This window comes from Streptomyces sp. NPDC088733 (assembly GCF_044751185.1).
Lineage (GTDB): Bacteria > Actinomycetota > Actinomycetes > Streptomycetales > Streptomycetaceae > Actinacidiphila.
Genome location: NZ_JBIVLH010000005.1, coordinates 282553 through 307965 on the forward strand (window position 1 = coordinate 282553; position 25413 = coordinate 307965).

Consider the following 25413-nt stretch of genomic DNA (forward strand, 5'->3'; position numbering starts at 1 on the left):
CACATCAGCGAGGAGATCGGTTCGTGACGATCCGCGTAGGCATCAACGGCTTTGGTCGCATCGGTCGTAACTTCTTCCGTGCCGCCCTGGAGCAGGGTGCGGACATCGAGATCGTGGCTGTCAACGACCTGGGCGACACCGCCACCACGGCGCACCTGCTCAAGTACGACACGATCCTGGGCCGCCTGAAGGCCGAGGTCACCCACACCGCCGACTCCATCACGGTGAACGGCCACACCATCAAGGTGCTGTCGGAGCGCAACCCCTCCGACATCCCGTGGGGCGAGCTGGGCGTCGACATCGTGATCGAGTCGACCGGCATCTTCACCAAGGCCGCGGACGCCAAGAAGCACATCGAGGGTGGTGCCAAGAAGGTCATCATCTCGGCGCCGGCGTCCGACGAGGACATCACGATCGTGATGGGCGTCAACAACGACAAGTACGACGCCGCGAAGCACCACATCATCTCCAACGCCTCCTGCACCACCAACTGCGTGGCGCCGATGGCGAAGGTCCTGGACGAGAACTTCGGCATCGTCAAGGGCATGATGACCACGGTGCACGCGTACACCAACGACCAGCGCATCCTTGACTTCCCGCACAAGGACCTGCGCCGCGCCCGTGCCGCCGCCGAGAACATCATCCCGACCTCGACGGGTGCCGCGAAGGCCACCGCCCTGGTCCTCCCGCAGCTCAAGGGCAAGCTGGACGGCATCGCCATGCGCGTCCCGGTCCCGACGGGCTCCGTGACCGACCTGGTCATCGAGCTCGAGCGCGAGGTCACCAAGGACGAGGTCAACGCCGCCTTCCAGAAGGCCGCCGAGGGCCAGCTCAAGGGCATCCTGGAGTACACCGAGGACCCGATCGTGTCCTCGGACATCGTCAACTGGCCGGCCTCCTGCACCTTCGACTCCTCCCTGACGATGGCTCAGGGCAAGCAGGTCAAGGTCATCGGCTGGTACGACAACGAGTGGGGCTACTCCAACCGCCTCGTCGACCTGACCGTGTTCGTCGGCGGCCAGCTCTGACAAGGGCTCTTCAGCCCGCCATGCGATGAGGACAGGGTCCGAACGACGCAATGTCGTCCGGGCCCTGTCCCATGACCTTTCCACGACTGCCCCAGGGCGCGAGCGCCGTGCCGCCACGCCGGCAGGGGCCGAGGCAGGAGAGTCCTCACCATGAAGACGATCGACGAACTCATCGACGAGGGGGTCGGCGGCAAGCGGGTCTTCGTCCGCGCCGACCTCAACGTGCCGCTGTCCGGCGACACGATCACCGACGACGGCCGTATCCGCGCCGTCGTGCCGACCATCGCCAAGCTGGCCGAGGCCGGCGCCAAGGTGATCGTCGCCTCGCACCTGGGCCGCCCCAAGGGCGCGCCCGACCCGCAGTTCTCGCTGGCGCCCGTCGCCGGCCGGCTCGGTGAACTCCTCGGCACGAAGGTCGCCTTCGCGACCGACACCGTCGGGGAGAGCGCCCACGACGTGGTCGGCGCCCTGGCCGACGGCGGCGTCGCGCTGCTGGAGAACCTGCGCTTCAACCCGGGCGAGACCAGCAAGGACGACGCCGAGCGCGGCGCCTTCGCCGACCAGTTGGCCGCCCTCGCCGAGCTCTACGTCGGCGACGGCTTCGGCGCCGTGCACCGCAAGCACGCCTCCGTCTACGACCTGCCGGCCCGGCTGCCGCACGCGGCCGGTCTGCTGATCGCCACCGAGGTCGGCGTGCTGAAGAAGCTCACCGAGGACGTGGCCCGCCCGTACGCGGTGGTCCTCGGCGGTGCCAAGGTCTCCGACAAGCTGGGCGTGATCGACCACCTGCTGGACCGCGCCGACCGCATCCTGATCGGCGGCGGCATGCTCTTCACCTTCCTCAAGGCCCAGGGCCACGAGGTCGGCAAGAGCCTGGTGCAGGAGGACCAGCTCCAGACCGTCGCGGAGTACCTGGAGCGTGCGAAGGCCAAGGGCGTGGAGTTCGTGCTCCCCCTGGACATCGTGGGCGCGCCGTCCTTCCCCGACCTGAAGAACCCGGTCGCCGGCAACCCCGTGACCGTGACCGTCGACGCCTTCCCCGGCGACCTGATGGGCCTGGACATCGGTCCGGAGACCCGCAAGCTCTTCGCCTCGAAGCTCGCCGACACGGCCACCGTCTTCTGGAACGGTCCGATGGGCGTCTTCGAGCACCCCGACTACGCCGAGGGCACCCGCGCGGTCGCCCAGGCGCTGCTCGACAGCCCCGCGTTCACCGTCGTCGGCGGCGGCGACTCCGCCGCGGCCGTCCGCATCCTGGGCTTCGACGAGAACGCTTTCGGCCACATTTCGACCGGTGGCGGCGCGAGCCTCGAGTACCTCGAGGGCAAGACGCTCCCCGGCCTCGCCGCACTGGAGGACTGACCGATGACCCCGCGCACGCCGATCATGGCGGGCAACTGGAAGATGAACCTCAACCACCTCGAGGCCATCGCGCACGTCCAGAAGCTCGCCTTCGCGCTCAACGAGAAGGACTACGACGCCGTCGAGGCCGTCGTGCTGCCGCCCTTCACCGACCTGCGGTCCGTGCAGACCCTGGTCGACGGCGACAAGCTCAAGATCAAGTATGGTGCGCAGGACCTCTCCGCGCACGAGTCCGGCGCGTACACCGGTGAGATCTCCGGCTCGATGCTGGCCAAGCTGAAGTGCTCGTACGTGGTCATCGGCCACTCCGAGCGCCGGCAGTACCACGGCGAGGACGAGGAGATCGTCAACGCCAAGGTCAAGGCGGCCTTCCGCCATGAGCTGACCCCGATCGTGTGCGTCGGCGAGGGCCTGGACGTCCGCAAGGCCGGCAACCAGGTGGCCTTCACCCTTGCCCAGCTCGACGGCGCCCTGAAGGACGTCCCGGCCGAGCAGGCGAAGACCCTGGTCATCGCCTACGAGCCGGTGTGGGCCATCGGCACCGGCGAGGTGGCCACCCCCGAGGACGCCCAGGAGGTTTGCGGGGCGATCCGCGGCCGACTGGCCGAGCTGTACGGCCAGGAGGTGGCCGACGCGGTCCGCATCCAGTACGGCGGCTCGGTGAAGAGCGGCAACGTCGCGGCGATCATGGCGCAGCCCGACGTGGACGGCGCCCTGGTGGGCGGCGCGTCGCTCGACGCGGAGGAGTTCGTCAAGATCGTCCGCTTCCGCGACCAGTAACGCGATCACGCGTTTCTGCGGGCAGTAGGCTGTCGGGCCCTGCCCGAAGTACTCTGTCGGGGGCCGGAGGGCTGCATGCCAGCCGACCGGCCCCCGCCTCGTCCTAGGTCACCGAGAGAGTTGGTCCAGCTGTGGTCATCGGGTTCTCCATCGCCCTCATCATCTTCAGCCTGCTGCTGTTGCTGCTCGTGCTGATGCACAAGGGCAAGGGCGGCGGCCTGTCCGACATGTTCGGCGGCGGCATGCAGTCGTCGGTCGGCGGTTCCTCGGTGGCCGAGCGCAACCTCGACCGGATCACAGTTGTGATCGGTCTGCTGTGGTTTGCGTGCATTGTCACCCTTGGTCTTCTGCTCAAGTTCCAGAAGTGACCGACTCCCGCGTATCCGGGGAGAACTGACGCCTTGTCGCCGACGCGACTTATCATGGAAGCGCGTCTTGGGATACGGTGCCCTCTCCCCGCCGCGGCGGGGTGAACCGGTCTCCGTAAACTGGGCGACCTCGCAGCACGATCACGCAGGGAGTTACGACCGTGGCAAGTGGCAACGCGATCCGTGGCAGTCGGGTCGGGGCGGGGCCTATGGGAGAGGCCGAGCGGGGCGAGTCCGCGCCGCGGCTGCGCATCTCCTTCTGGTGCTCCAACGGGCACGAGACCCAGCCGAGTTTCGCGAGCGACGCGCAGATCCCGGACACCTGGGACTGCCCGCGCTGCGGCTTCCCGGCCGGGCAGGACGAGGAGAACCCGCCGGCTCCGCCGCGCACCGAGCCGTACAAGACGCACCTTGCCTATGTGCGGGAACGCCGCAGCGCGGCCGACGGCGAGGCGATCCTCGCCGAGGCGCTCGCCAAGCTCCGGGGCGAGATCTGAGCGGTTCCCGCCGCACGTCCGGCAGGACATTCACCACGGGCCCGGCCCGCGATCAGGAGAACCTCCTTTCGCGGTCCGGGCCGTCGCGTTCGGTCGACACTGGGTAACGGGAACGTATACTCGCGGTTGTGGCTCTGGTGATCGGCATCGATGCGGGCGGAACGCGGACCCGGGCGTATCTCGCCGACGCGGCTTCCGAGGGGCGGGTTCTCGGCGAGGGCGAGGGCGGCCCCGGCAATGCGATGAGCGTCGAACGGGTGGCGCTCACCCAGCACCTCGCGGACGCGCTCAGGAGCGCGGTCCCGGACGACCGCAAGGGCGAGGTCGCGGCCGTCGTCGGCGGCTTCGCCGGCGCCGCCCTGGACACCGGTCCCGAGGTCGGGCGCCGGCTCGCCGCGTCCTGTCTGCGGGCCGCGCTGGACAGCACGGGGATCGGCGCGCTGGACGTGACCGTGTGCGGCGACATCGAGGTCGCCTTCGCCTCCGCCCCCGGGGTCCCCTCCGACGGCCTGGCGCTGGTCGCCGGCACCGGCGCGGTCGCCGCCCGGATCGAGAAGCGCCGCCAGAGCCTGCTGGCGGACGGCAACGGCTGGCTCATCGGCGACGAGGGCAGCGGATTCTGGCTCGGCCGCGAGGTGATGCGCGCCGCGGTGCGCGCCCTGGACGGCCGAGGCCCCTGGACGACGCTCGTCGAGGCCGTCCTGTGCCACTACCTGGACTCCCCGGGCGGCCCGTACCTGGCCCAGGAGCGCCCCAGCGACCACGAGTGCCATGTGCTGCGCAACCGCCTGGTGCCGCATGTCTACGCCGAGCCGCCGGTCCGTCTGGCCCGGCTGAGCCCGCTGGCGGTCGCCGCCGACCGCGACGGCGACGAGGTGGCCGGCAACCTGCTGGACGACGCCGCCGACGAGCTCGCGGCGACCGTCGCCGCCCTCGATCCGCAGGCCGGCGAGCCGCTGGTCGTCACCGGCGGCCTGCTGGGCCCCTCGGGACCGCTGCTGGGAAGGGTGTCGGCGCGCGCGGAGGAGATGGACCTGCACGTCCTGCCGGTGCAGGACGGCGGCGCGGGCGCCTTGGCGCTGGCCCGCATGCAGGTGCAGGGGGATTGACGTGGACTAGACCTCTCGTCCATCGTTGCCGTGGACATCCACTGGATCACCGGACTCAGGGGGAACCGGCCATGGCCGACGACGTGACGACGAGTGCTGCCCGGTTCGCCGAGGAGGCCCGTGCCGCCATCGACCGGGTGATCGGGGCGAACCGGGACTCGGTGGCGGCGGCGGCCCGGCTGATCGCCGACTGCGTGGCCGCCGACGGCATCCTCCAGGCCTTCGGCACCGGGCACTCGCAGGCCACCGCGCTGGAGATCTCCGGCCGGGCCGGCGGACTCATCCCCACCAACCGCATCGCGCTGAACGACCTCGTGCTGCGCGGCGGCGACGACCGCTCGGTGCTCACCGACCCCCTGCTGGAGCGCTCCCCGGGCCTGGCCAAGCGGTTGTACGAGCTGACCGCGCCGCGGCCGGGCGACCTGTTCGTGATCATCTCCAACTCCGGGGTCAACAACTCGATCGTGGACATGGCCCTGCACGTCAAGGCCCAGGGCCACCCCCTGATCGCGATCACCTCGCTGGAACACACCCGCGCCGTGCCCGCGCTGCACCCCAGCGGCAAGCGGCTGGCCGGCCTCGCCGACGCGGTCCTCGACAACGGCGCCCCCTACGGTGACGCGCTGCTGCCGCTGCCCGGCGGCGGGGCGCTGTGCGGGGTCTCCACCATCACCTCCGCGATGCTCGTCCAGATGACGGTGGCCGAGGCGGTGGGCCTGCTCACCGCGGAGGGCCACGAGGCGCCGGTGTACGTCTCGGCGAACGTGCCGGGCGGCTTCGAGCGCAACCTCGTCCTGGAGCAGCACTACGGCGAGCGACTGCACCGCGCCGGGGCCTGATCCCCTCCGACCTGCCCTGGTTCGCGCCCATCCGCCTTCCGACCTGCGGGGACGGTGCGTTGTCAGTGGGTCCCGCTACGGTCTGTGACAGTTGATCGCAGACGAGTGGGGGGATCTGCATGACGGCCGTGACCATGGGCGCGGGGGAGCGCGCGCCCGCCTGGCGGGGCGGGTTCGGGCGGTTGTGGACGGCCGCGGCCGTCTCGCGCTTCGGCGACGGGCTGCGCGGCGCGGCCCTGCCGCTGCTCGCGGTCGGGCTCACCGACTCGCCGCTGCTGGTGTCCCTCGTCACCGCGGCCGGGTTCCTGCCCTGGCTGCTCTTCGGCCTGCTGGGCGGTGCCGTCGCCGACCGCGTGGACCAGCGCCGGGCCATGTGGGCGGTGGACGCGCTGCGCGCAGTGCTCGTGGCGGCCTTCGCGGTGGCCGTCGGGCTGGGCGCGGCGAGCATCGGGCTGCTGCTCGTCCTGGCCTTCGCGCTGACCACGCTGCAGACGCTCTTCGACAATGCCGCGACCGCCCTGCTGCCCTCCGTGGTCCCCGGGGAGGCGCTGGGGCGCGCCAACGCCCGGCTGATGACCGGCCAGACGGTGGCGGGCACCTTCCTCGGCGCCCCGCTGGTGCCCGTGCTGCTCGGCCTGGCGGCCGCCCTGCCGTTCGCCGTGGACGCCGTGACCTACGCCGCCGCGGCGGTCCTGGTCGCCTCGCTGCGGCGGCCCGCGCCCGTCCGCCCGGCGCGCGCCGCGGGAGCCACACTGCGGCAGGACATCGCCGAGGGGATACGGGTCCTGCGGCGGGACCGGGTCCTGCGGGCGGTGTGCGCGGCCAACACCGTCGCCAACACCGGCGTCGGGGCCGTCATCGCCACCCTGGTGCTCCTGGTCACCGGCCCGCTGCACGCCGGGCACGCAGGCTACGTCGCCGTCCTCCTCGCCTACGGCGCGGGCAGCGTGGCCGGGGGAGCGCTCGCCGGACGATGGTCCGCGCTGCTCGGCGGGCGCGGCCGGGCGCTGATACCCGGGCTCGCCGTCCAGGCCGGCTGCCTGGTCGTGCTCGGCACAGTGCGCTCGCTCCCGGTCGCCGTCACCGTCATGGCGGTGTTCGGCGCACTGGGAATGATCTGGAACGTCAACGAGACGACGCTCGTCCAGCGACGCACCCCCGAGGCCCTGTTGGGCCGGGTGAGCGCCGCCATGCGGACCCTGGCCGTGGCCGGGGCGCCGTTGGGCGCCCTGATGGGCGGCGCCGCCACCGAGGCGTGGGGTCCGGGCACCGCGCCGCTGCTGGCCGCCGTGCTGTTCGGGTGCGCGTTGGCCATGCTGACACCGGTCGTCACCGCGCCGGACACCGGGGGTGAATCTCCTCCGACGCCGGGATCAACTAGTTTGGACCTGCAGCATGGAGGACGAGGAGAAGTGGACTGATGTCCGGAACCAACACGCAGGGCCGTACCCGTCTCGACCAGCGACCGGAGTGGCAGGCGCTCGCCAGGCACCGTGAGGAGCTGGGCTCGGCCCACCTGCGGGAGCTGTTCGCCGCCGACCCCGACCGCGCCGAGCGCTACACCCTCCAGGTGGGCGACCTCCATCTGGACTACTCCAAGAACCTGGTGACCGACGAGACGCTGAGCCTGCTGCGCGAACTGGCGGCCGCCTCGGGCGTCACCGAGCTGCGGGACGCGATGTTCCGCGGCGAGCGCATCAACGTGACCGAGAACCGCGCGGTGCTCCACACGGCGCTGCGGGCCCCGGAGTCGTCCGTGGTGGAGGTCGACGGGGAGGACGTCGTCCCCGCCGTCCACCAGGTGCTCAGGAAGATGGCTGACTTCGCCGGCGCCGTGCGCTCCGGCAAGTGGGTCGGGTCGACCGGACGCCGCATCAAGAACGTGGTGAACATCGGCATCGGCGGTTCCGACCTCGGTCCCGCCATGGCCTACGAGGCCCTGCGGGCCTACAGCGACCGCTCGCTGACCTTCCGTTTCGTCTCCAACGTGGACGGCTCGGACCTGCACGAGGCCGTGCGCGACCTGGACCCGGCGGAGACGCTGTTCATCGTCGCGTCCAAGACCTTCACCACCATCGAGACCATCACCAACGCCACCTCCGCGCGCGAGTGGCTGCTGGACGGCCTCGGCAAGAGCGGCACCCAGGCGGATGCCGAGGACTCGCCGGTCCGGTTCCACTTCGTGGCGCTGTCCACCAACGCGGACGAGGTCTCCAAGTTCGGCATCGACACGGCCAACATGTTCGAGTTCTGGGACTGGGTCGGCGGGCGCTACTCGTACGACTCCGCCATCGGCCTGTCGCTGATGATCGCCATCGGCCCGGACCACTTCCGCGAGATGCTGGCCGGCTTCCACCTGGTCGACGAGCACTTCCGCACCGCCCCGCCGGAGCGGAACGTCCCCATGGTGCTGGGCCTGCTCGGCGTCTGGTACGGCCAGTTCTTCGACGCCCAGTCGCACGCGGTGCTGCCCTACAGCCACTACCTGTCGAAGTTCCCGGCCTACCTCCAGCAGCTGGACATGGAGTCCAACGGCAAGTCCGTGGACCGGGACGGAAACCCCGTCACCTGGCAGACCGGCCCGGTCGTCTGGGGCACGCCCGGCACCAACGGCCAGCACGCCTACTACCAGCTGCTGCACCAGGGCACGAAGTTCATCCCCGCGGACTTCATCGGCTTCGCCCGGCCGCTGGGCGAGCTCGAACCGCGGCTGGCCGGCCAGCACGACCTGCTGATGGCGAACTTCTTCGCCCAGACCCAGGCGCTGGCCTTCGGCAAGACCGGTGACGAGGTCCGTGCCGAGGGCGTGGCCGAGGAGCAGGTGCCGCACCGCACCTTCCGCGGCAACCACCCGACCACCACCATCCTGGCGACCGAGCTGACGCCCTCGGTGCTGGGCCAGCTCGTGGCGCTGTACGAGCAGAAGGTCTTCGTGCAGGGCGCGGTCTGGAACATCGACTCCTTCGACCAGTGGGGTGTCGAACTCGGCAAGGTCCTGGCCAAGCGTCTGGAGCCCGCTCTGACCGAGGGCGCGGACGTCCCGGGCCTCGACGCGTCCACCAAGGGCCTGGTCGCCGACTACCGCGTGCTGCGCGGCCGCTGACACACCAAGAACGCCGGGCGGGACCCTCGGGGAGGGACCCGCCCGGCGTTCGTGTTCCGGACCGTACGGCGACGCCTACAGCGACGCCGGCGGGTAGAGCTGCGGAGGCAGCTTCGCCGCCGCGGTGCGGTCCAGCAGCCACAGCGTGCGCGACCGGCCGCGGGCGCCCGCGGCCGGGGCCTGGATCTCGCCGGACCCCGACAGGGCGACGGCGACGGCACCGGCCTTGTCCTCCCCGGCGGCCAGCAGCCACACCTCGCGGGCGGCGCGGATCGCGGGGAGGGTGAGCGAGACGCGCGTCGGCGGCGGCTTCGGCGAGCCGTGGACGCCGACGACGGTGCGCTCGGTCTCGCGGACCCCCGGGTGCCCGGGGAAGAGCGAGGCCACATGGGTGTCCGGTCCGACGCCCAGCATCAGGACGTCGAAGGACGGCACCCGGGCGTGGTCCTCCGGGCCCGCGGCCCGCGCGAGCTCCTCGGCGTACGCCTCGGCCGCCGCGTCCGCGTCGTTGCCGTACGGGCCGTCCGACACGGGCATGGTGTGCACCCGCGCCGGGTCGACCGGGACGGCGTCGAGCAGGGCCTCCCGGGCCTGGGTGTCGTTGCGGTCCGGGTCGCCCTCGGGCAGGAACCGTTCGTCGCCCCACCACAGGTCCAGCCGCGCCCAGTCGACGGCGTCCCGGGCCGGGGAGCCGGCCAGTGCCGCGAGCAGGGCGTTGCCGTTGCGGCCGCCGGTCAGGACGACCGAGGCGGTGCCCCGGGCGGCCTGGGCGTCGACGACCCGCGTGATCAGCCGGGCCGCTACGGCCTGCGCCATCAGCTCCTTGTCCCGGTGGACCACGACCTGGGGTGCGCTCACTTGGCCGCCGCCTTCTTGCCCGCGGTGGCCTCGCCGGACCCGGCCCCGGCGTCGCCGCCCTTGCCGGCCGCTGCGTCCGCCTCGGCGATGCGCTGCTCCGCCTCGTCGGGGGTCACCGTCTCCTCGTCCTCGGCCAGCCGGTCCACGCCGAACTTGACCGCGGCCGCGTAGGCCTCGTCCGGGTCGAGCCGGCGCAGTTCCTCGGCGATCAGGTCCGAGGTGGCCCGGCGCTGGAGTGCGACGTGCCGGTCGGGCTGGCCGGGGATGGCCAGTTCGGCCAGCGAGCCGCTGGGCCGGTCCAGGCAGACCTCGCCCTCGGAGGTCGCCAGCCGCACCGCGGTGATCCCGGGGCCCTCGGACACCTTGCGGCGGACCGGGACGCCCAGCCGCCGCGCGAGCCACAGCCCGAGCAGTTCCGTGCTCGGGTTGTCGGCCTCGCCCTCGACGACGGCGCCCTTGACCGCGGCCTGCTTCTGGTCCAGCGCCGCGGCGAGCACGCTGCGCCACGGGGTGATGCGGGTCCAGGCCAGGTCCGTGTCGCCGGGGGTGTAGGTCTCGGCCCGCAGCCCGAGGGACGCCACCGGGTCCTCGGTCTGTGCCGCGTCGGTGATCCGGCGCTGGGCGAGCGCGCCCAGCGGGTCCGCCGCGGGGTTCGCCGGAGCCTCGTCCGGCCACCAGACCACGACCGGCGCGTCGGGCAGCAGCAGCGGCAGGACGACGCTCTCGGCGTGGTCGGCGAGTTCGCCGTGCAGCCGCAGCAGCACGGTCTCGCCGATGCCGGTCTCGCCGCCGACCCGCACCTCGGCGTCCAGGCGGGCGCTCTTGCGCTCGCGCAGGGAGCGGCCGGGCCGCTTGATGACCACCAGGATGCGCGAGGGGTGCTCGCGCGAGGCGTCGGAGGCGGACTTGAGCGCGTCGTAGTGGTTGCCCTCGTCCGTCACTATGACCAGGGTCAGCACCATGCCGACGGCCGGACTGCCGGTCGCCCGCCGCGCCTTGACGAGCGCGGAGTTGATCTTGCTGGAGGTGGTCTCCGTGAGGTCGATGTTCATGGCCGGCGCCAGCTCCTGCCGTCTCGTGCGAGCATCTCGTCCGCCGCGTGGGGACCCCAGGTGCCCGCCGTGTACTGCTCGGGCTTGCCGTGCCGGTCCCAGTACTCCTCGATCGGGTCGAGGATGTGCCAGGACTGCTCGACCTCCTGGGTGCGGGGGAAGAGGTTCGCGTCGCCGAGCAGCACATCGAGGATGAGCCGCTCGTACGCCTCCGGGCTGGACTCGGTGAAGGACTCGCCGTAGGCGAAGTCCATCGTCACGTCCCGGATCTCCATCGAGGTGCCCGGCACCTTCGAGCCGAACCGGATGGTGATGCCCTCGTCCGGCTGCACACGGATGACCAGGGCGTTCTGCCCCAGCTCCTCGGTCGCGGTGTTGTCGAACGGCGAGTGCGGGGCGCGCTGGAAGACCACCGCGATCTCCGTCACCCGGCGGCCGAGCCGCTTGCCGGTGCGCAGGTAGAAGGGGACGCCCGCCCAGCGGCGGTTGTCGATCTCCAGCTTGATGGCGGCGTAGGTGTCGGTCTTGGACTTGGGGTCGATGCCCTCCTCCTCCAGGTAGCCGAGCACCTCCTCGCCGCCCTGCCACCCGTGCGCGTACTGGCCGCGCACCGTGTGCTTGCCGAGGTCGGCGGGGAGCTTGACCGCCTGCAGGACCTTGAGCTTCTCCTGCACGAGCGAGCTCGCCTCGAAGGAGGCGGGCTCCTCCATGGCGGTCAGCGCCATCAGCTGGAGCAGGTGGTTCTGGATGACGTCGCGTGCGGCGCCGATGCCGTCGTAGTAGCCCGCGCGACCGCCGATGCCGATGTCCTCGGCCATGGTGATCTGCACGTGGTCGACGTAACTGCGGTTCCACAGCGGCTCGAACATCGTGTTGGCGAAGCGCAGCGCCAGGATGTTCTGGACCGTCTCCTTGCCCAGGTAGTGGTCGATGCGGAAGACGTCCTGGGAGCGGAAGACCTGGTGGACGACGCGGTTGAGCTCCTGCGCGCTGGCCAGGTCGTGCCCGAAGGGCTTCTCGATGACCGCCCGCCGCCACGAGCCCTCGGGGGGCTCGGACAGCCGGTGCTTCTTGAGCTGCTGCACCACGCTCGGGAAGAACTTGGGCGGCACGGAGAGGTAGAAGGCGAAGTTGCCGCCCGTGCCCCGGGCCTTGTCCAGCTCCTCCACGGTGGCGCGGAGCTTCTCGAACGCCTCGTCGTCGCCGAAGTCGCCGGGCACGAAGCGCATGCCTTCGGCGAGCTGCTGCCACACCTCCTCGCGGAAGGGGGTGCGCGCGTGCTCCTTGACGGCGTCGTGCACGACCTGGGCGAAGTCCTCGTCCGCCCAGTCGCGGCGGGCGAAGCCGACGAGCGAGAAGCCCGGCGGCAGCAGCCCGCGGTTGGCGAGGTCGTAGATGGCGGGCATCAGCTTTTTGCGTGACAAATCGCCCGTGACCCCGAAGATCACCAGGCCCGACGGCCCCGCGATACGCGGGAGCCGCCGGTCCACCGGGTCACGCAGCGGGTTGGCGCTGCTCAACGTGGTTACGCCTCCTTCGGCGCCAGGCGCTCGAGCTCCGCCTTGGTCGAGTCCAGCAGCTCGTTCCAGGACGTCTCGAACTTCTCGACGCCCTCGTCCTCCAGCAGCTGGACGACGTCGTCGTACGAGATGCCGAGCGCGCCGATCGCCTCGAGCTCGGCCTTGGCCTGCGCGTACGTGCCGCGGATGGTGTCGCCGGTGATCTCGCCGTGGTCGGCGACGGCGTCCAGCGTGGCCTCCGGCATGGTGTTGACGATGCCGGGCGCGACCAGCTCGGTCACGTACATGGTGTCCGGGTAGGCCGGGTCCTTCACGCCGGTGGAGGCCCACAGCGGGCGCTGCTTGTGCGCGCCGTCGTGCTCCAGGGCGGTCCAGCGGTCGGAGGAGAAGACCTCCTCGTAGGCCTCGTACGCCAGGCGGGCGTTGGCGATGGCGGCCTTGCCCTTGAGGGCCTTGGCCTCGTCGGTGCCGATCTTCTCCAGGCGCTTGTCGATCTCGGTGTCCACGCGGGACACGAAGAAGGACGCCACGGAACGGATCAGGGACAGGTCCAGGCCCGCGGCCTTCGCCTTCTCCAGACCGGTCAGGTAGGCGTCCATGACCTCGCGGTAGCGCTCCAGCGAGAAGATCAGCGTGACGTTGACGCTGATGCCCTTGCCGATCACCTCGGCGATGGCCGGCAGGCCCGCCTTGGTCGCCGGGATCTTGATCAGGGTGTTGGGGCGGTCCACCAGCCAGGCGAGCTGCTTCGCCTCGGCGATGGTTGCCGCGGTGTTGTGGGCCAGCCGCGGGTCGACCTCGATCGACACGCGGCCGTCCTGGCCGCCCGTCGCGTCGTACACCGGGCGCAGCACATCGGCGGCGTCCCGGACGTCGGCGGTGGTGATCATGCGCAGGGCCTCGTCCACCGTCAGCCGGCGGGCGGCGAGGTCGGTCACCTGCGGCTCGTAGCCGTCACCGCCGGCGATCGCCTTCTGGAAGATGGACGGATTGGTGGTCACGCCCACCACGTGGCTCTGGTCCAGGAGCTCGGCCAGGTTGCCGGAGGTGATCCGCTTGCGGGACAGGTCGTCGAGCCAGATCGCCACGCCCTCGTCGGAGAGGCGCCTGAGTGCGTCTGTCATGAGTCTTGCATCTCCTCGATACGTCGTATGCGTCTGTGCGTCAGCGGGTCGCGGCGGCGATCGAGTCGCGCGCGGCGGCGGCGACCGCCTCGGAGGTCAGGCCGAACTCGCGGTAGAGGACCTTGTAATCGGCGCTTGCCCCGAAGTGCTCCAGGGACACAATCCGGCCCGCGTCCCCGACGAAGCGGTACCAGGTCAGGGCGATGCCCGCCTCGACGGCGACCCGCGCCTTGACGTCCGGCAGGAGGACGCTGTCGCGGTAGGCCTGGTCCTGCTCCTCGAACCACTCCACGGACGGCATGGACACGACGCGCGCCTGGATCCCTTCGCTCTGGAGCTGCTCGCGGGCCTCGACGGCCAGCTGCACCTCGGAGCCGGTGGCGATCAGGATGACCTGCGGCCGGCCGCCCTCGGCGTCCAGGAGTACGTAGCCGCCCTTCGCCGCGTTCACGTCGGCCGGGTACGTCGGCACGTTCTGCCGGGTGAGCGCCAGGCCGTGCGGGGCGGGCTTGGCCGTGTGGCGGCGCGTGATCTCCGCCCAGACGATCGCGGTCTCGTTGGCGTCGGCCGGCCGGACCACGTTCAGGCCCGGGATGGCGCGCAGCGCGGACAGGTGCTCGACCGGCTGGTGGGTCGGGCCGTCCTCGCCGAGACCGATGGAGTCGTGCGTCCACACGTAGGTGGTCGGCAGCTTCATGAGCGCGGCCAGACGCACGGCCGGGCGCATGTAGTCGGAGAAGACCAGGAAGGTGCCGCCGTAGATACGGGTGTTGCCGTGCAGCGCGATGCCGTTCATCGTCGAGCCCATGGCGTGCTCGCGGATGCCGTAGTGCACCGTGCGGCCGTACGGGTTCGCCTCCGGCAGCGGGTTGTCCGCCGGGAGGAAGGACGACGAGGCGTCGATGGTCGTGTTGTTCGAGCCGGCCAGGTCGGCGGAGCCGCCCCACAGCTCGGGCAGGACGGAGCCGAGCGCCTTGAGCACCTCACCGGAGGCCTTGCGGGTCGCGACGGCCTTGCCCGCGGGGAACTCCGGGATGGCCTCTTCCCAGCCGGCCGGCAGCTCGCCCGCCTGGATGCGGTCGAGGGTCGCGGCCCGCTCGGGGTTGGCCGCGCGCCACTCCTCGAAGCGCTTGGTCCACTCCGCGTGCGCCTCGCGGCCGCGGTCGCCGACCTTGCGGGCGTGCGCCAGGACCTCGGGCGCCACCTCGAAGTGCTGCTCCGGGTCGAAGCCGAGCACCTTCTTGGTCGCGGCGACCTCGGCCTCGCCGAGCGCCGAGCCGTGGGCGGCCTCGGTGTTCTGCGCGTTCGGGGCCGGCCAGGCGATGATCGTGCGGGCGGCGATGATCGACGGGCGGTCGGTGACGGCCTGCGCCGCCTTGAGCGCCGCGTGCAGCTCCTGGACGTCGAAGTCGCCGGAGGGCTGCTGCTCGATGCGCTGCACGTGCCAGCCGTAGGCCTCGTAGCGCTTGAGGACGTCCTCGGAGAAGGCGGTCGCGGTGTCGCCCTCGATGGAGATGTGGTTGTCGTCGTACAGCGCGACCAGGTTGCCGAGCTTCTGGTGGCCGGCCAGCGAGGAGGCCTCCGCGGAGATGCCCTCCTCCAGGTCGCCGTCGGAGACGATGGCCCAGATCGTGTGGTCGAACACCGACTCGCCGGGCGCCGCGTCCGGGTCGAACAGGCCGCGCTCGTAACGGGCGGCCATCGCCATGCCCACCGCGTTGCCGACACCCTGGCCGAGCGGGCCGGTGGTGGTCTCCACGCCGGTGGTGTGGCCGTGCTCCGGGTGGCCGGGGGTGCGCGAGTCCCAGGTGCGGAAGGCCTTCAGGTCGTCAAGTTCCAGTCCGTACCCGGACAGGAACAGCTGCGTGTACAGCGTCAGGGACGTGTGGCCGGGCGAGAGGACGAAGCGGTCCCGGCCCACCCACGAGGCGTCCGCGGGGTCGTGCCGCATCAGCTTCTGGAACAGCAGGTAGGCCGCGGGGGCCAGGCTCATCGCCGTCCCCGGATGGCCGTTGCCGACCTTCTGCACGGCATCCATTGCCAGGACACGCGCGGTGTCGACCGCACGCCCGTCCAGCTCGCTCCACTCCAGCTCGGTGGTCGCCTCGGTGCTCACCTGAGAGGGCTCCTCTCCACATGTCATACGCCGGTGACGAAGTGCACACCGGGCGTTGCCGAGCCTACCCCCGCAAGGGTGTGCGCCTTTTCGAATGTCGGCGCGGTGGGCTCGTCGCCACGGGCAACCGACGCACGGGCAGGCGCATTCCCACCCGGTACCGGCGCTGTCACCAGCGTGCCCCGCCCGGCGTCACTTCGCCTGTTGAAGCGTTCCGCAGCCTGCCGCAGCCCGCTGAACCCCCGTTGAACGCCGGGCACGGCCAGGTGGCCCGGCCCTTGCGCCGGGGAGACGCTCCGGCGTCAACACGTGGCACCCCCGGCGCGGTCGGAGTATCCGCTACGTCTAGAGTGGCGTGGTACGCGCAAGCGGAGCCGCTTGCTGGACTTTTCCTCAGGGGTGTTCGTGACGGCCGTCGAATCCCGGCCCGCCGGAGCCATCGGGTCGATCAACGGTCACCGGCCGTTCGGGGCCCGCGTGATGGCGTTCGTGGCGCTGACCAAGCCGCGCATCATCGAGCTGCTGCTCATCACGACGGTTCCGGTCATGTTCCTCGCGGCCGGTGGCGTACCCGATCTGTGGCTCGTCGCGGCGACGATGATCGGCGGCTACATGTCCGCCGGTGGCGCCAACGCGCTGAACATGTACATCGACCGCGACATCGACGCGCTCATGCACCGAACGGAGCAGCGCCCGCTGGTCACCGGCATGGTCGCGCCCTGGGAGTGCCTGGTCTTCGGCATCGCCCTGTCGGTGGTGTCGACCGCGTGGTTCTGGGTGCTGGTCAACCCGCTGTCGGCCGTGCTGTCGGTGGCGGCCATCCTCTACTACGTCTTCGTCTACACCCTGGGCCTGAAGCGCCGTACCGCGCAGAACATCGTGTGGGGCGGCATCGCCGGCTGCATGCAGGTGCTCATCGGCTGGTCCGCGGTGCGCGACGAACTGGCGTGGGCGCCCTTCGTCCTCTTCCTCGTCCTCTTCTTCTGGACGCCGCCGCACTACTGGCCGCTGTCGATGAAGGTCAAGGACGACTACGCGCGTGTGGGCGTCCCCATGCTGCCGGTGGTCGCGGGCAATGTGGTGGTCGGCCGGCAGATCGTCCTCTACAGCTGGGCGATGGTGCTGGTGTCCCTCACCCTGTGGTGGCCGCTGGGCGCCGCGAGCTGGTTCTACGGGGCGGCCGCCGTGCTGCTCGGGGCCTTCTGGCTCGTCGAGGCGCACGCCCTGTACGGGCGGGCCAAGGCGGGCGTGGCCGGGGCCAAGCTCAAGGAGATGCGGCTGTTCCACTGGTCCATCACCTACGCGACGCTGCTGTTCGTGGCCGTCGCCGTGGATCCCTTCCTCCGCTGATTACCGGCGGGTAGCATTCCTGTCATGGCAGACACCCAGGCAGCAGACACCTCCGTCGCCGACCCGAGGGCGCAGGCCCGCGCCGAGCGCCGGGCCGCCCGGCTGGCCCGGCAGATCGAGCGGTTCGCCACCGGCCACGGCGGTGCCGAGGGCCAGCTCGCGTACATCGGCGAGGCCGGCACCCGGATCGTGCTGGTGGGCGAGGACGGCGGCTGGGGCGATCTCGTCGCCCCCACCTTCGACATCGCGCGGCGTGCCGTGGAGCTCTCCGGCATCACGCTGCACGAGTCCTTCGACGGCGACCTCGCCGCCAAGGTGCGCACCGGCCGCTACGAGTGGCGGCGCATGGCCGGCATCCAGATCGGCGGCCCCGCCAACACCTGACGCCCGGCCCGCCCGTTAGGACCATGGAACGGATCCGGAACGGCGGGCAGTACGAGGAGGCGTGTGCGGTGGACGCGGCAGAACGGGACGAACGGCGGCTGACGGCCCGGCAGGACGCGGCGCGGCTCACCGCCGACGGCGTGCGGGCCGTCGTGGTGAGCTGGGTCGACAACGCGGGCATCAGCCGGGCCAAGACCGTGCCCACCACCCGGCTCGCGCAGGCGGCGCACCGCGGGATCGGCATGTCACCGGTCTTCGACGTCTTCACCTCCGACGACTTCGTCACCACCTCCGAGCACATCGGGGGCCCCGACGGCGACCTGCGGCTCTTCCCCGACCTCGACCGGCTCACCGTGCTGGCCGCGCAACCCGGCTGGGCCTGGGCCCCGGCCGACCGCTACGACCAGCAGGGACGCCCGCACCCCGCCTGCCAGCGGCAGTTCGCCCGGCGCATGGCCGGCCGTGCCGCCGGGCACGGGCTGGAACTGCGGATGGGCTTCGAGACCGAGTGGACCGTCGTCCGTGACGACCACCACATCCCTGCGGACGGCAAGAGGGGTCCACGGACGGGTGACTTCGCGGGCCGCGGTCCCGCGTACGGACTGACCCGGGTCACCGAGCAGTCCGCGTACCTGCTCGCCCTCCACGACGCCCTCGACGCGCAGCGCGTGGAGGTCCTCCAGATCCACCCCGAGTACGCGCCCGGGCAGTTCGAGGTCTCCACCGCGCCCGCCGACCCCGTCCGGGCGGCCGACGACCTCGTCCTGGTCCGCGAGACCGTACGGGCCGTCAGCGCGGCCCACGGACTGCGCGCCTCCTTCGCGCCGACCGTCGTCGCCGGCAAGGTCGGCAACGGCTGCCACCTGCACCTGAGCCTGCGTGAGCACGGGCACAACCTGCACCGCGACCCCACCGGCCGGTACGGTCTCGCCGCGACCGCGGACACCTTCCTCGGCGCCGTCCTGGACGCCCTGCCCGCGCTGTGCGCCATCGGCGCGCCCTCCCCGGCGAGCTATCTGCGCCTGGTCCCCTCGCAGTGGGCCGGGGTGCACCGCTGCTGGGGCGTGGAGAACCGCGAGGCCGCGCTGCGCCTCGTACCCGGCGAGCCCGACGACCCCGACGGCGGGCACGCCGAACTCAAGCCGTTCGACGCCGCCGCCAACCCCTATCTGCTCGTGGGCGCAGTCATCGCGGCGGGCCTGCGCGGCGTGCTCGACGGCGGGCCCCCGCTGCCCGAACCGGTGACGGGCGACCCGGCCGCGCGCGGCGACCAGAAGCGGCTGCCGACCTCCCTGAGCGAGGCCGTCGCGCACTTCCTCCGCAACGAGGCGCTGCGCGAGGCGCTCGGCGAGGAACTGTGCGGCGCGATTGTGGCCGTACGGCGGGCCGAGTCCGAGGCACTGGCCGAACTCGGGCCCGACGAACTGGCCGAGGCCACCCGGTGGCGCTGGTGATCGAGCTGCCGCCGCTGGTCGACCAGCACTGCCACGGCATCGTCCGCGGCGACCTCGGCATCGCCTCCTTCGAGACGTATCTCACGGAGTCGGACGCCCCCGCCGCCCCCGGCACCACCTTCTTCGACACCCAGACCGGCTTCGCCGTACGCCGCTGGTGCCCGCCGCTGCTCGGGCTGGAGCCGCACTGCCCGCCCGCCCGCTACCTGGCCCGCCGCCGGGAACTCGGCGCGTACGAGACCGCGCGGCTGCTGCTGCGGGGCACCGGTATCGGGACGTACCTCGTGGACACCGGGCTGCCCGGCGACCTGCTGACGCCCGAGGAACTGGCCGCGGCCGGCGGCGGCGCCAACGCCCACGAGATCGTCCGGCTCGAACGGCTCGCGGAGCACGTGGCCGACGCGAGCGCCGGCGGGGAGACCTATGTCTCCGCTGTCGCGGAGGCCGTCCACGAGGCGGCGCGGACCGCCCTCGGCTTCAAGTCGATCGCCGCCTACCGGCACGGCCTCGCCCTCGCGCCCGAACCCCCGGACACCGCCGACGTGGCACGCGCGGCCACGGCCTGGCTCGGCGCGCGGCACGGACTCGGCAGCCGCCTCACCGACCCCGTCCTGCTGCGGCACCTGCTGTGGACGGCCGTCGCCACCGGCCTGCCCCTGCAACTGCACACCGGCTTCGGCGACCCCGACCTGCGCCTCGACCACGCCGACCCGGCGCTCCTCACGGACTTCGCCCGCGTGACCGCGGGCCTCGGCACGGACCTGGTGCTGCTGCACTGCTACCCGTACCACCGCCAGGCCGCCTACCTCGCGAATGTCTTCCCGCACGTCCACGCCGACGTGGGCCTCGCCCTCACCCACGTCGGCCCGCGGGCGGGCGCGGTGCTCGCGGAGTTCCTGGAGCTGGCGCCCTTCGGCAAGCTCCTCTTCTCGACGGACGCCTACGGCCTCCCCGAGCTCTACGTCGTGGGCGCCGAGGCGTTCCGCGGCGCGGTGCGCGAGGTGCTGGGCGGCTGGATCGCCGACGACGCGTGCTCGCCCGCGGACGCGCGGCGCGTGGCCGCGCTCATCGCGGCGGACAACGCCCGCCGCGTGTATCGGCTGCCCTGACGCGGCTTCGCGCCGGGGCGTGTGCCGGTCGGTGGCGGGGGAGTACCGCGCCCGAGGGTCCAAGCGGCCTGCGCCGCGGACGGGCCCGGCGGGGCTGTCGGTTGCCTTCCGGCAAGCTGTTGTTGCCGACGGGCGCCCGCGGGTGCCCCGCACTGTCCGCCCGCCGGCGTGTGTCGTGCGGCCGTGCCCATCGCCGCGGACAACGCTCGCTTCGGGGCACGGACGGCGCCGGGCACGGTGAGCGGTTCCTCGCGGAGCGACGGCTCCTTGAGCCGGCGCCCTTCGGCGAGCCGCTGTTCCATGCGGACTCCCCGGGGCGCGTTCCGGGGTGGCGACGGTGCCGCGTTCGGTGAGCGGTTGCCGGCGCAGCGGGCCTTCTTGGGGCGGGGACCTTCGGCAGGCTGCTGTGTTCGGCTGAGGCCCGTGCGCCGGGGTGGATTCGGCGGCGCGGGGCGGAACGGTGCCGGGTTCGGTGTGCGGGTGCTCACGCGGCGGGGTGTTCGCGCAGCGGCAGCTCCCGCGGCCGGTGGCCTTCGGCGGGCTGCGCGTGTTGGGTGCCCAGGCATTGCGCGGGGCGGCGCCGTCAACCGGCCGGGGAGTGGACGGCGCCGGGCATGACGCGGAGCGGCCCTCAGGCGGCCGGGGCCGGTTCCGGGGTGGGGAGGGCCGCGGGGGCCGGAACCGTGCCGGGCTCGGTGAGGGGGCGTTCGCGCAGCGAGAGCAGGACGCGCAGGACGGCGATCCACACCAGGGTGGAGCCCAGCATGTGCGCGGCGACCAGGGCCTCGGGGAGCTTGGTGAAGTACTGGACGTAGCCGATGACGCCCTGCGCCAGCAGGACGAGGACCAGGTCGCGGACCCGCGCCCGCGGCCCCGCGGGGGCGTCGACGGCGCGGAGCACGAACCACAGGGCGACGGTGAGCCCGCACACGACCCACGCCAGGTCGGCGTGGAGCTGGGCGATGGTCTCCCACTTCACCTGGACGCGGGGCACGTCGCTGCTGTCGCCGGCGTGCGGGCCGGCCCCCGTCACCAGCGTGCCGACCGCGATGAGCACGGCGGAGGCGGCGACCAGCAGCCAGGTGAGCTGCCGCACGGGCTTGCCGACCAGCGGGCGGGGGTTCGCGTCGCCCTCGCCGGCGCGCTGCCAGGTCAGCAGTGCCACCGCGATGAGCGCGCTGGAGAGCAGGAAGTGCGAGGCGACGGTGTACGGGTTGAGCCCGGTCAGCACCGTGATGCCGCCCAGCACCGCGTTGCCCATGACGACCCAGAACTGCGCCCAGCCCAGCCGGGTCAGCCCGCGCCGCCACGGCTGTGCGGCACGCGCCGCGACGATGGCCCAGCCGACGGCCGCGCACAGCACGTACGTCAGCATCCGGTTGGTGAACTCGATCGCCCCGTGCACGCCCATGGCACTGGTCGCGGTGAGGCTGTCGTCCGTGCACTTGGGCCAGGTCGGGCAGCCGAGCCCCGAGCTGGTCAGCCGGACGGCGCCCCCGGTCACCACGATGACCACGCTCATCACGAGCGCCGCCATGGCGGCCCGCCGGACCGTCGCGGGGGACGGGGTCCAGCGCTGGGCGATGAAGGCCAGCGGGTTCCGCAGGGCTTGTCCTGCTTGGCTGAGATTCGGCACGGCCACCATCGTAGGCGCCCCCTTGTGCAATCCTTCACGAGGGGGACGGCCAGGGGGAGGGGATCGGGCCATGAGCGGGGTCGACCGGCGGAAACTGATCTACGGCGGCACCGCCGCGGCGTTGACGGGCGTCGGCGCGGCCGCGTACACGGCGGCCGGTACGCCCTCCGCCGAAGCCGTGCGGCAGCCGAGGCGCGCGGCCCATCCCGGTGTGGTCGACGTCGTCGCCGACTTCGGCGCGAAGGGCGACGGCACCACCGACGACAGCCGGGCCTTCGCCGCCGCCTACCGCTGGGCGGAGTCCCGCGTGGACGACCACACGGGCCGTACCGTGATCGACGTCCCGCCCGGCAGGTACCTGGTCACCGAACCCGGTGCGCTGCTCGCCGGCGACAACCCCCGCGACCGGGCGAACGGCCTGCGCTTCCGGGGTGCGGGGCTGCGCATCAGCGAGATCGTCTTCGCGCCGGAGAAGGCCGACGGCGCCTTCCTGTGCGTCAACGACGACATGTGGCAGAACATCGCCTTCGAGGGCCTGCGCTTCACCTCGGGCACGCCGGGTGCCTCGTTCTTCTCCTCCTACTCGACCGGTGGCGCGGCCAACTACCGCTTCTCGGACTGCGAGTGGATGGGGGAGTGGGAGTACGGGATCGCCCTCGACGGCACCAACACCAATTCCGAGATGCGCTGGGAGGCGTGCCGTGTCGGCGGCGCCTACCGCAAGGCGTTCCTCTACTCCGGCCTGTCGAAGCGCTCGGCCCGCCCGGAACAGCAGGACCAGTTCCTCAACTACTGGTTCACCGACATGAACGTCACCTACGAGTGGGGCAACTTCCTGGAGTTCCCCTACGGCGGCTCCGTCACCTGCCGGGCCGGGAGCTATGTCGTCACCGGCCGCCGCCCGGTCGCGCACCCCGAGTACGGATTCGAGAGCGCCTTCTTCCGCTTCCCCCGGGCGCAGCACTTCAGCTCGGTCCAGCGCTTCCACGCCGAGGACATCCGCTTCGAGCTGCGCGGCCCGGACACCGTCGTCATCGACTGCGCGTGGTCCGGCGGCACCGTCCACTTCAACGACTGCGACGACACCGCCAACGCCTTCAAGTCCTTCGCCCCCGGTCTGCGCGCCCACCGCTACACGCTCGGCCCGCGCGGACCCCTGGTGCGGTACGACTCCTGCCAGCTCACCGGGGCGCACCGCTTCCGCACCGATGCCTCGGCGCCGCCGCCGGTGTGCGTGCGCTACGACATGTGCCTGCTGGCGAGCCACGGCCCGGACGGCGGCTTCCTGGCCCTCGACGAGGGCCGGGACGGCGGCTTCGCGCGCTTCGTGGACTGCGTCGCACCCGCCTGACTCAAGCGCCCACGGTGCCGTCGACGCCCTCGCGGAGGAAGTCGGCGTGCCCGTTGTGGCGGCCGTACTCCAGCAGGACGTGCACCATCACCATGCGCAGTGACACGTCCTCGCCCCAGCGGGGCTGATGGCCCGTCAGATCCAGGGACGCCGCCTCGCGCTCGATGCGGCGCGAGGCCTCCACCTCGGCCTCCCACGCTCCGAAGGCCTCGGACCGGGTGGAGGCGCTCGCGTCGTACGCCGCCTGGAAGTCGATCCGGTCGGACCACACCATGGGGGCGTCGTGGTCCTCGAAGACCCGCCGGAACCAGGCCCGTTCCACTTCCGCCATGTGCCGGACCAGGCCGAGCAGCGACAGCGTCGACGGCGGCATCGACCGCTGCCGCAGCTCCTCGTCGGTGAGGCCCTCGCACTTCATCGCGAGCGTCGCCCGGTGGTAGTCCAGGAACGCCCGGAGCGTCTCGCGTTCGCTGCCGGTGCTCGGCGGTCCGACGCGGTGGTCAATGGTCATGGACAGGTCCCCCGTTCTGGACGATCGGCGCCGGATCCTACTCCCAGCGGAACCAGCGGGCCGCCGCGCCCAGGCCCAGCACCGCCCACACGGCCAGGATGCCGAGGTCGCCCCAGGGCACGCCCGCGCCGTGCTGGAGGACGTCCCGCAGGCCGTCCGACAGGGCGGAGACCGGCAGGAGTTCGAGCACGGAGCGGACGCCGTCGGGGAACCGGTCGAGCGGCACGACGACCCCGCCGCAGACCAGCAGCAGCAGGAAGACCAGGTTGGCGGCGGCCAGCGTGGCCTCCGCCTTGAGGGTGCCGGCCATGAGCAGGCCGAGCCCGGAGAACGCGGCGGTGCCCAGGACCAGGAGCAGCAGCACGGAGAACGGGTCGCCGTGCGGTGACCAGCCCAGCGCGAAGGCGATGGCCGTCAGCAGCACGACCTGCAGCACCTCGGTGACCAGGACGGACCCGGTCTTGGCGGTCATCAGCGCCCAGCGCGGCAGCGGGGAGGAGGCGAGCCGCTTCAGGACGCCGTAGCGGCGCTCGAAGCCGGTCGCGATCGCCTGCCCCGTGAAGGCGGTCGACATCACCGCCAGGGCCAGGATGCCGGGGGCCAGGAAGTCGACGGCCTTGCCGGCGCCGGTGTCGACCACGTCCACCGTGGAGAACAGGACCAGCAGCAGGGTGGGGATGACGACGGTCAGCAGCAGCTGCTCGCCGTTGCGCAGCAGCATCCGCGTCTCCAGGACGGTCTGCGCGCCGATCATGCGGCCCAGCGGCGCGGAGCCGGGGGCGGGGGTGAAGGTCCCGGTGGCGGTCACGAACGCAGCTCCTTGCCGGTCAGCTCCAGGAAGACGTCCTCCAGGGTGCGCCGCTCGACCGCGAGCCGGTCGGGCATGACGCCGTGCTGGGCGCACCAGGAGGTGACGGTGGCCAGCATCTGCGGGTCGACCTTGCCCTCGATGCGGTAGCTGCCGGGGGTGAGCTCGGCGGCGGCCGAGTCGGCGGGCAGCGCCTTGAGGAGCGAGGCGAGGTCCAGGCCGGGGCGGCCGTTGAAGCGGAGCGTGTTCTCGGCGCCGCCGCGGCACAGCTGCTCGGGGGTGCCGCTCGCTATCACGCGGCCCTGGTCGATGATCGCCACGTCGTCGGCGAGCTGCTCGGCCTCGTCCATGAAGTGCGTGGTCAGGACGACGGTGACGCCGTCGGCGCGCAGTTCCCCGACCAGGTCCCACGTCACGTGGCGGGCCTGCGGGTCCAGCCCGGCGGTGGGCTCGTCGAGGAAGACCAGCTCGGGGCGGCCGACGACCGCCATGGCGAGCGCGAGGCGCTGCTGCTGGCCGCCGGAGAGCCGGCGGTACGCGGTGCGGCCGCAGGACCCCAGGCCCAGGCGCTCGATGAGCAGCGCCGGGTCGACGGGGTTCGCGTGCAGTTTCGCCGTGTGCCGCAGCATCTCCTCGGCGTGGGCGCCCGCGTACACGCCGCCGGACTGGAGCATCACCCCGATCCGCGGGCGCAGCGCGGCGGCCTCCCGTACCGGGTCCAGGCCCAGCACGCGCACGCTGCCGCCGTCCGGACGGCGGTATCCCTCGCAGGTCTCGACCGCGGTGGTCTTCCCGGCGCCGTTCGGGCCGAGCACGGCCGTCACGGTGCCCCGGGCGACGGACAGGTCGAGCCCGTCCACCGCGGTCTTCGCGCCGTACCGCTTGACCAGTCCGGTCACCTCGACCGCGGGGTCCATGTGCATGACGCGCAGTCTACGAACCCCGGCGGGGCGCTCCGGCGGGAGGGCCGCCGCGGGTGCGGGGTGAGGCCGGCGCGGGGTGGCCCCGCGCGTCCTCCTTCGGGTGACCTGGGGTGCTCGCTGCCCTGGTGGGA

General features: G+C 72.2%; 23 protein-coding genes. 14 read left to right on the forward strand and 9 right to left on the reverse strand.

Annotated elements, in window-relative coordinates; genetic code table 11:
- Positions 1-23: 23 nt before the first annotated feature.
- The 9 genes from gap (at position 24) to pgi (ending at position 9086) form a co-directional block, all read left to right on the forward strand.
- Positions 24-1028 carry a type I glyceraldehyde-3-phosphate dehydrogenase gene (gene gap / locus ACIP64_RS12075; protein WP_360912193.1) on the forward strand — a complete coding sequence of 335 codons (1005 nt, stop codon included), beginning with the start codon at positions 24-26 and terminating at the stop codon, positions 1026-1028.
- Between the two features lie 150 nt (positions 1029-1178).
- On the forward strand, positions 1179-2390 hold the full coding sequence (locus ACIP64_RS12080; protein WP_401584454.1) for a phosphoglycerate kinase: 1212 nt from the start codon (positions 1179-1181) through the stop codon (positions 2388-2390).
- A gap of 3 nt (positions 2391-2393) precedes the next feature.
- A complete protein-coding gene (tpiA, locus tag ACIP64_RS12085) occupies positions 2394-3170 on the forward strand; it encodes a triose-phosphate isomerase (RefSeq protein ID WP_401584456.1) in 777 nt (258 codons plus the stop codon).
- Between the two features lie 131 nt (positions 3171-3301).
- The gene (gene secG, locus ACIP64_RS12090) at positions 3302-3538 is read left to right on the forward strand and encodes a preprotein translocase subunit SecG (protein ID WP_326576958.1); all 237 of its coding nucleotides are present in this window, start codon (positions 3302-3304) and stop codon (positions 3536-3538) included.
- A gap of 161 nt (positions 3539-3699) precedes the next feature.
- Complete coding sequence (locus ACIP64_RS12095) at positions 3700-4035, forward strand: RNA polymerase-binding protein RbpA (protein ID WP_078862516.1); 336 nt, start codon at positions 3700-3702, stop codon at positions 4033-4035.
- 128 nt (positions 4036-4163) lie between these two features.
- Complete coding sequence (locus ACIP64_RS12100) at positions 4164-5144, forward strand: N-acetylglucosamine kinase (protein ID WP_401584461.1); 981 nt, start codon at positions 4164-4166, stop codon at positions 5142-5144.
- Between the two features lie 71 nt (positions 5145-5215).
- On the forward strand, positions 5216-5983 hold the full coding sequence (locus tag ACIP64_RS12105) for a sugar isomerase domain-containing protein (protein ID WP_401584464.1): 768 nt from the start codon (positions 5216-5218) through the stop codon (positions 5981-5983).
- 119 nt (positions 5984-6102) lie between these two features.
- The gene (locus ACIP64_RS12110) at positions 6103-7404 is read left to right on the forward strand and encodes an MFS transporter (RefSeq protein ID WP_401584467.1); all 1302 of its coding nucleotides are present in this window, start codon (positions 6103-6105) and stop codon (positions 7402-7404) included.
- Positions 7404-9086: a glucose-6-phosphate isomerase gene (gene pgi / locus ACIP64_RS12115; protein WP_401584470.1), complete on the forward strand. Its 1683-nt coding sequence runs from the start codon at positions 7404-7406 to the stop codon at positions 9084-9086. The genes ACIP64_RS12110 and pgi overlap by 1 nt, the downstream gene beginning before the upstream one ends.
- Before the next feature lie 75 nt (positions 9087-9161).
- Here pgi and pgl read toward each other — a convergent pair whose 3' ends face one another.
- Genes pgl through tkt form a run of 5 tightly spaced genes read right to left on the reverse strand, consistent with a single transcriptional unit; the run spans position 9162 to position 15783 of the window.
- The gene (pgl, locus tag ACIP64_RS12120; protein ID WP_360912208.1) at positions 9162-9944 is read right to left on the reverse strand and encodes a 6-phosphogluconolactonase; all 783 of its coding nucleotides are present in this window, start codon (positions 9942-9944) and stop codon (positions 9162-9164) included.
- Positions 9941-10996 (reverse strand): glucose-6-phosphate dehydrogenase assembly protein OpcA, encoded by a 1056-nt coding sequence (gene opcA / locus ACIP64_RS12125; RefSeq protein ID WP_401584474.1) that lies wholly within the window; start codon positions 10994-10996, stop codon positions 9941-9943. Before opcA ends, pgl begins: the two co-directional genes overlap by 4 nt.
- Positions 10993-12516, reverse strand: a complete 1524-nt coding sequence (gene zwf / locus ACIP64_RS12130; protein WP_360912212.1) for a glucose-6-phosphate dehydrogenase — start codon at positions 12514-12516, stop codon at positions 10993-10995. The genes opcA and zwf overlap by 4 nt, the downstream gene beginning before the upstream one ends.
- A gap of 5 nt (positions 12517-12521) precedes the next feature.
- Positions 12522-13640, reverse strand: coding sequence for a transaldolase (gene tal / locus ACIP64_RS12135; protein ID WP_401584476.1), 1119 nt, complete (start codon positions 13638-13640; stop codon positions 12522-12524).
- A gap of 40 nt (positions 13641-13680) precedes the next feature.
- Positions 13681-15783 (reverse strand): transketolase, encoded by a 2103-nt coding sequence (gene tkt, locus ACIP64_RS12140; RefSeq protein WP_401584478.1) that lies wholly within the window; start codon positions 15781-15783, stop codon positions 13681-13683.
- A gap of 378 nt (positions 15784-16161) precedes the next feature.
- Here tkt and ACIP64_RS12145 point away from each other — a divergent pair, with 378 nt between their 5' ends.
- From ACIP64_RS12145 to ACIP64_RS12160, 4 genes are read left to right on the forward strand one after another with little or no spacing between them, the layout of a single operon-like run.
- A complete protein-coding gene (locus tag ACIP64_RS12145) occupies positions 16162-17106 on the forward strand; it encodes a heme o synthase (protein ID WP_401584481.1) in 945 nt (314 codons plus the stop codon).
- Between the two features lie 24 nt (positions 17107-17130).
- Positions 17131-17490, forward strand: coding sequence for a hypothetical protein (locus ACIP64_RS12150; RefSeq protein WP_401584484.1), 360 nt, complete (start codon positions 17131-17133; stop codon positions 17488-17490).
- 23 nt (positions 17491-17513) lie between these two features.
- Positions 17514-18944, forward strand: a complete 1431-nt coding sequence (locus ACIP64_RS12155) for a glutamine synthetase family protein (RefSeq protein WP_401584487.1) — start codon at positions 17514-17516, stop codon at positions 18942-18944.
- Positions 18941-20053 (forward strand): amidohydrolase family protein, encoded by a 1113-nt coding sequence (locus ACIP64_RS12160; RefSeq protein ID WP_401584756.1) that lies wholly within the window; start codon positions 18941-18943, stop codon positions 20051-20053. Before ACIP64_RS12155 ends, ACIP64_RS12160 begins: the two co-directional genes overlap by 4 nt.
- A 631-nt stretch (positions 20054-20684) precedes the next feature.
- Here the strand turns inward: ACIP64_RS12160 and ACIP64_RS12165 are convergent.
- Entirely contained in the window at positions 20685-21698 is a 1014-nt protein-coding gene (locus tag ACIP64_RS12165; RefSeq protein WP_401584489.1) for a heme A synthase, read from the reverse strand.
- Positions 21699-21759: 61 nt separating this feature from the next.
- On the opposite strand from ACIP64_RS12165, the gene ACIP64_RS12170 reads away from it, so the two are divergent.
- Entirely contained in the window at positions 21760-23040 is a 1281-nt protein-coding gene (locus tag ACIP64_RS12170; protein WP_401584492.1) for a glycosyl hydrolase family 28-related protein, read from the forward strand.
- Position 23041: 1 nt separating this feature from the next.
- Here ACIP64_RS12170 and ACIP64_RS12175 read toward each other — a convergent pair whose 3' ends face one another.
- Genes ACIP64_RS12175 through ACIP64_RS12185 form a run of 3 tightly spaced genes read right to left on the reverse strand, consistent with a single transcriptional unit; the run spans position 23042 to position 25282 of the window.
- Positions 23042-23551 carry a DinB family protein gene (locus tag ACIP64_RS12175; protein WP_401584495.1) on the reverse strand — a complete coding sequence of 170 codons (510 nt, stop codon included), beginning with the start codon at positions 23549-23551 and terminating at the stop codon, positions 23042-23044.
- A 37-nt stretch (positions 23552-23588) separates the two neighbouring features.
- Positions 23589-24305 carry an ABC transporter permease gene (locus ACIP64_RS12180; RefSeq protein WP_401584759.1) on the reverse strand — a complete coding sequence of 239 codons (717 nt, stop codon included), beginning with the start codon at positions 24303-24305 and terminating at the stop codon, positions 23589-23591.
- Between the two features lie 50 nt (positions 24306-24355).
- Entirely contained in the window at positions 24356-25282 is a 927-nt protein-coding gene (locus ACIP64_RS12185) for an ABC transporter ATP-binding protein (RefSeq protein ID WP_401584497.1), read from the reverse strand.
- Positions 25283-25413: the final 131 nt, after the last annotated feature.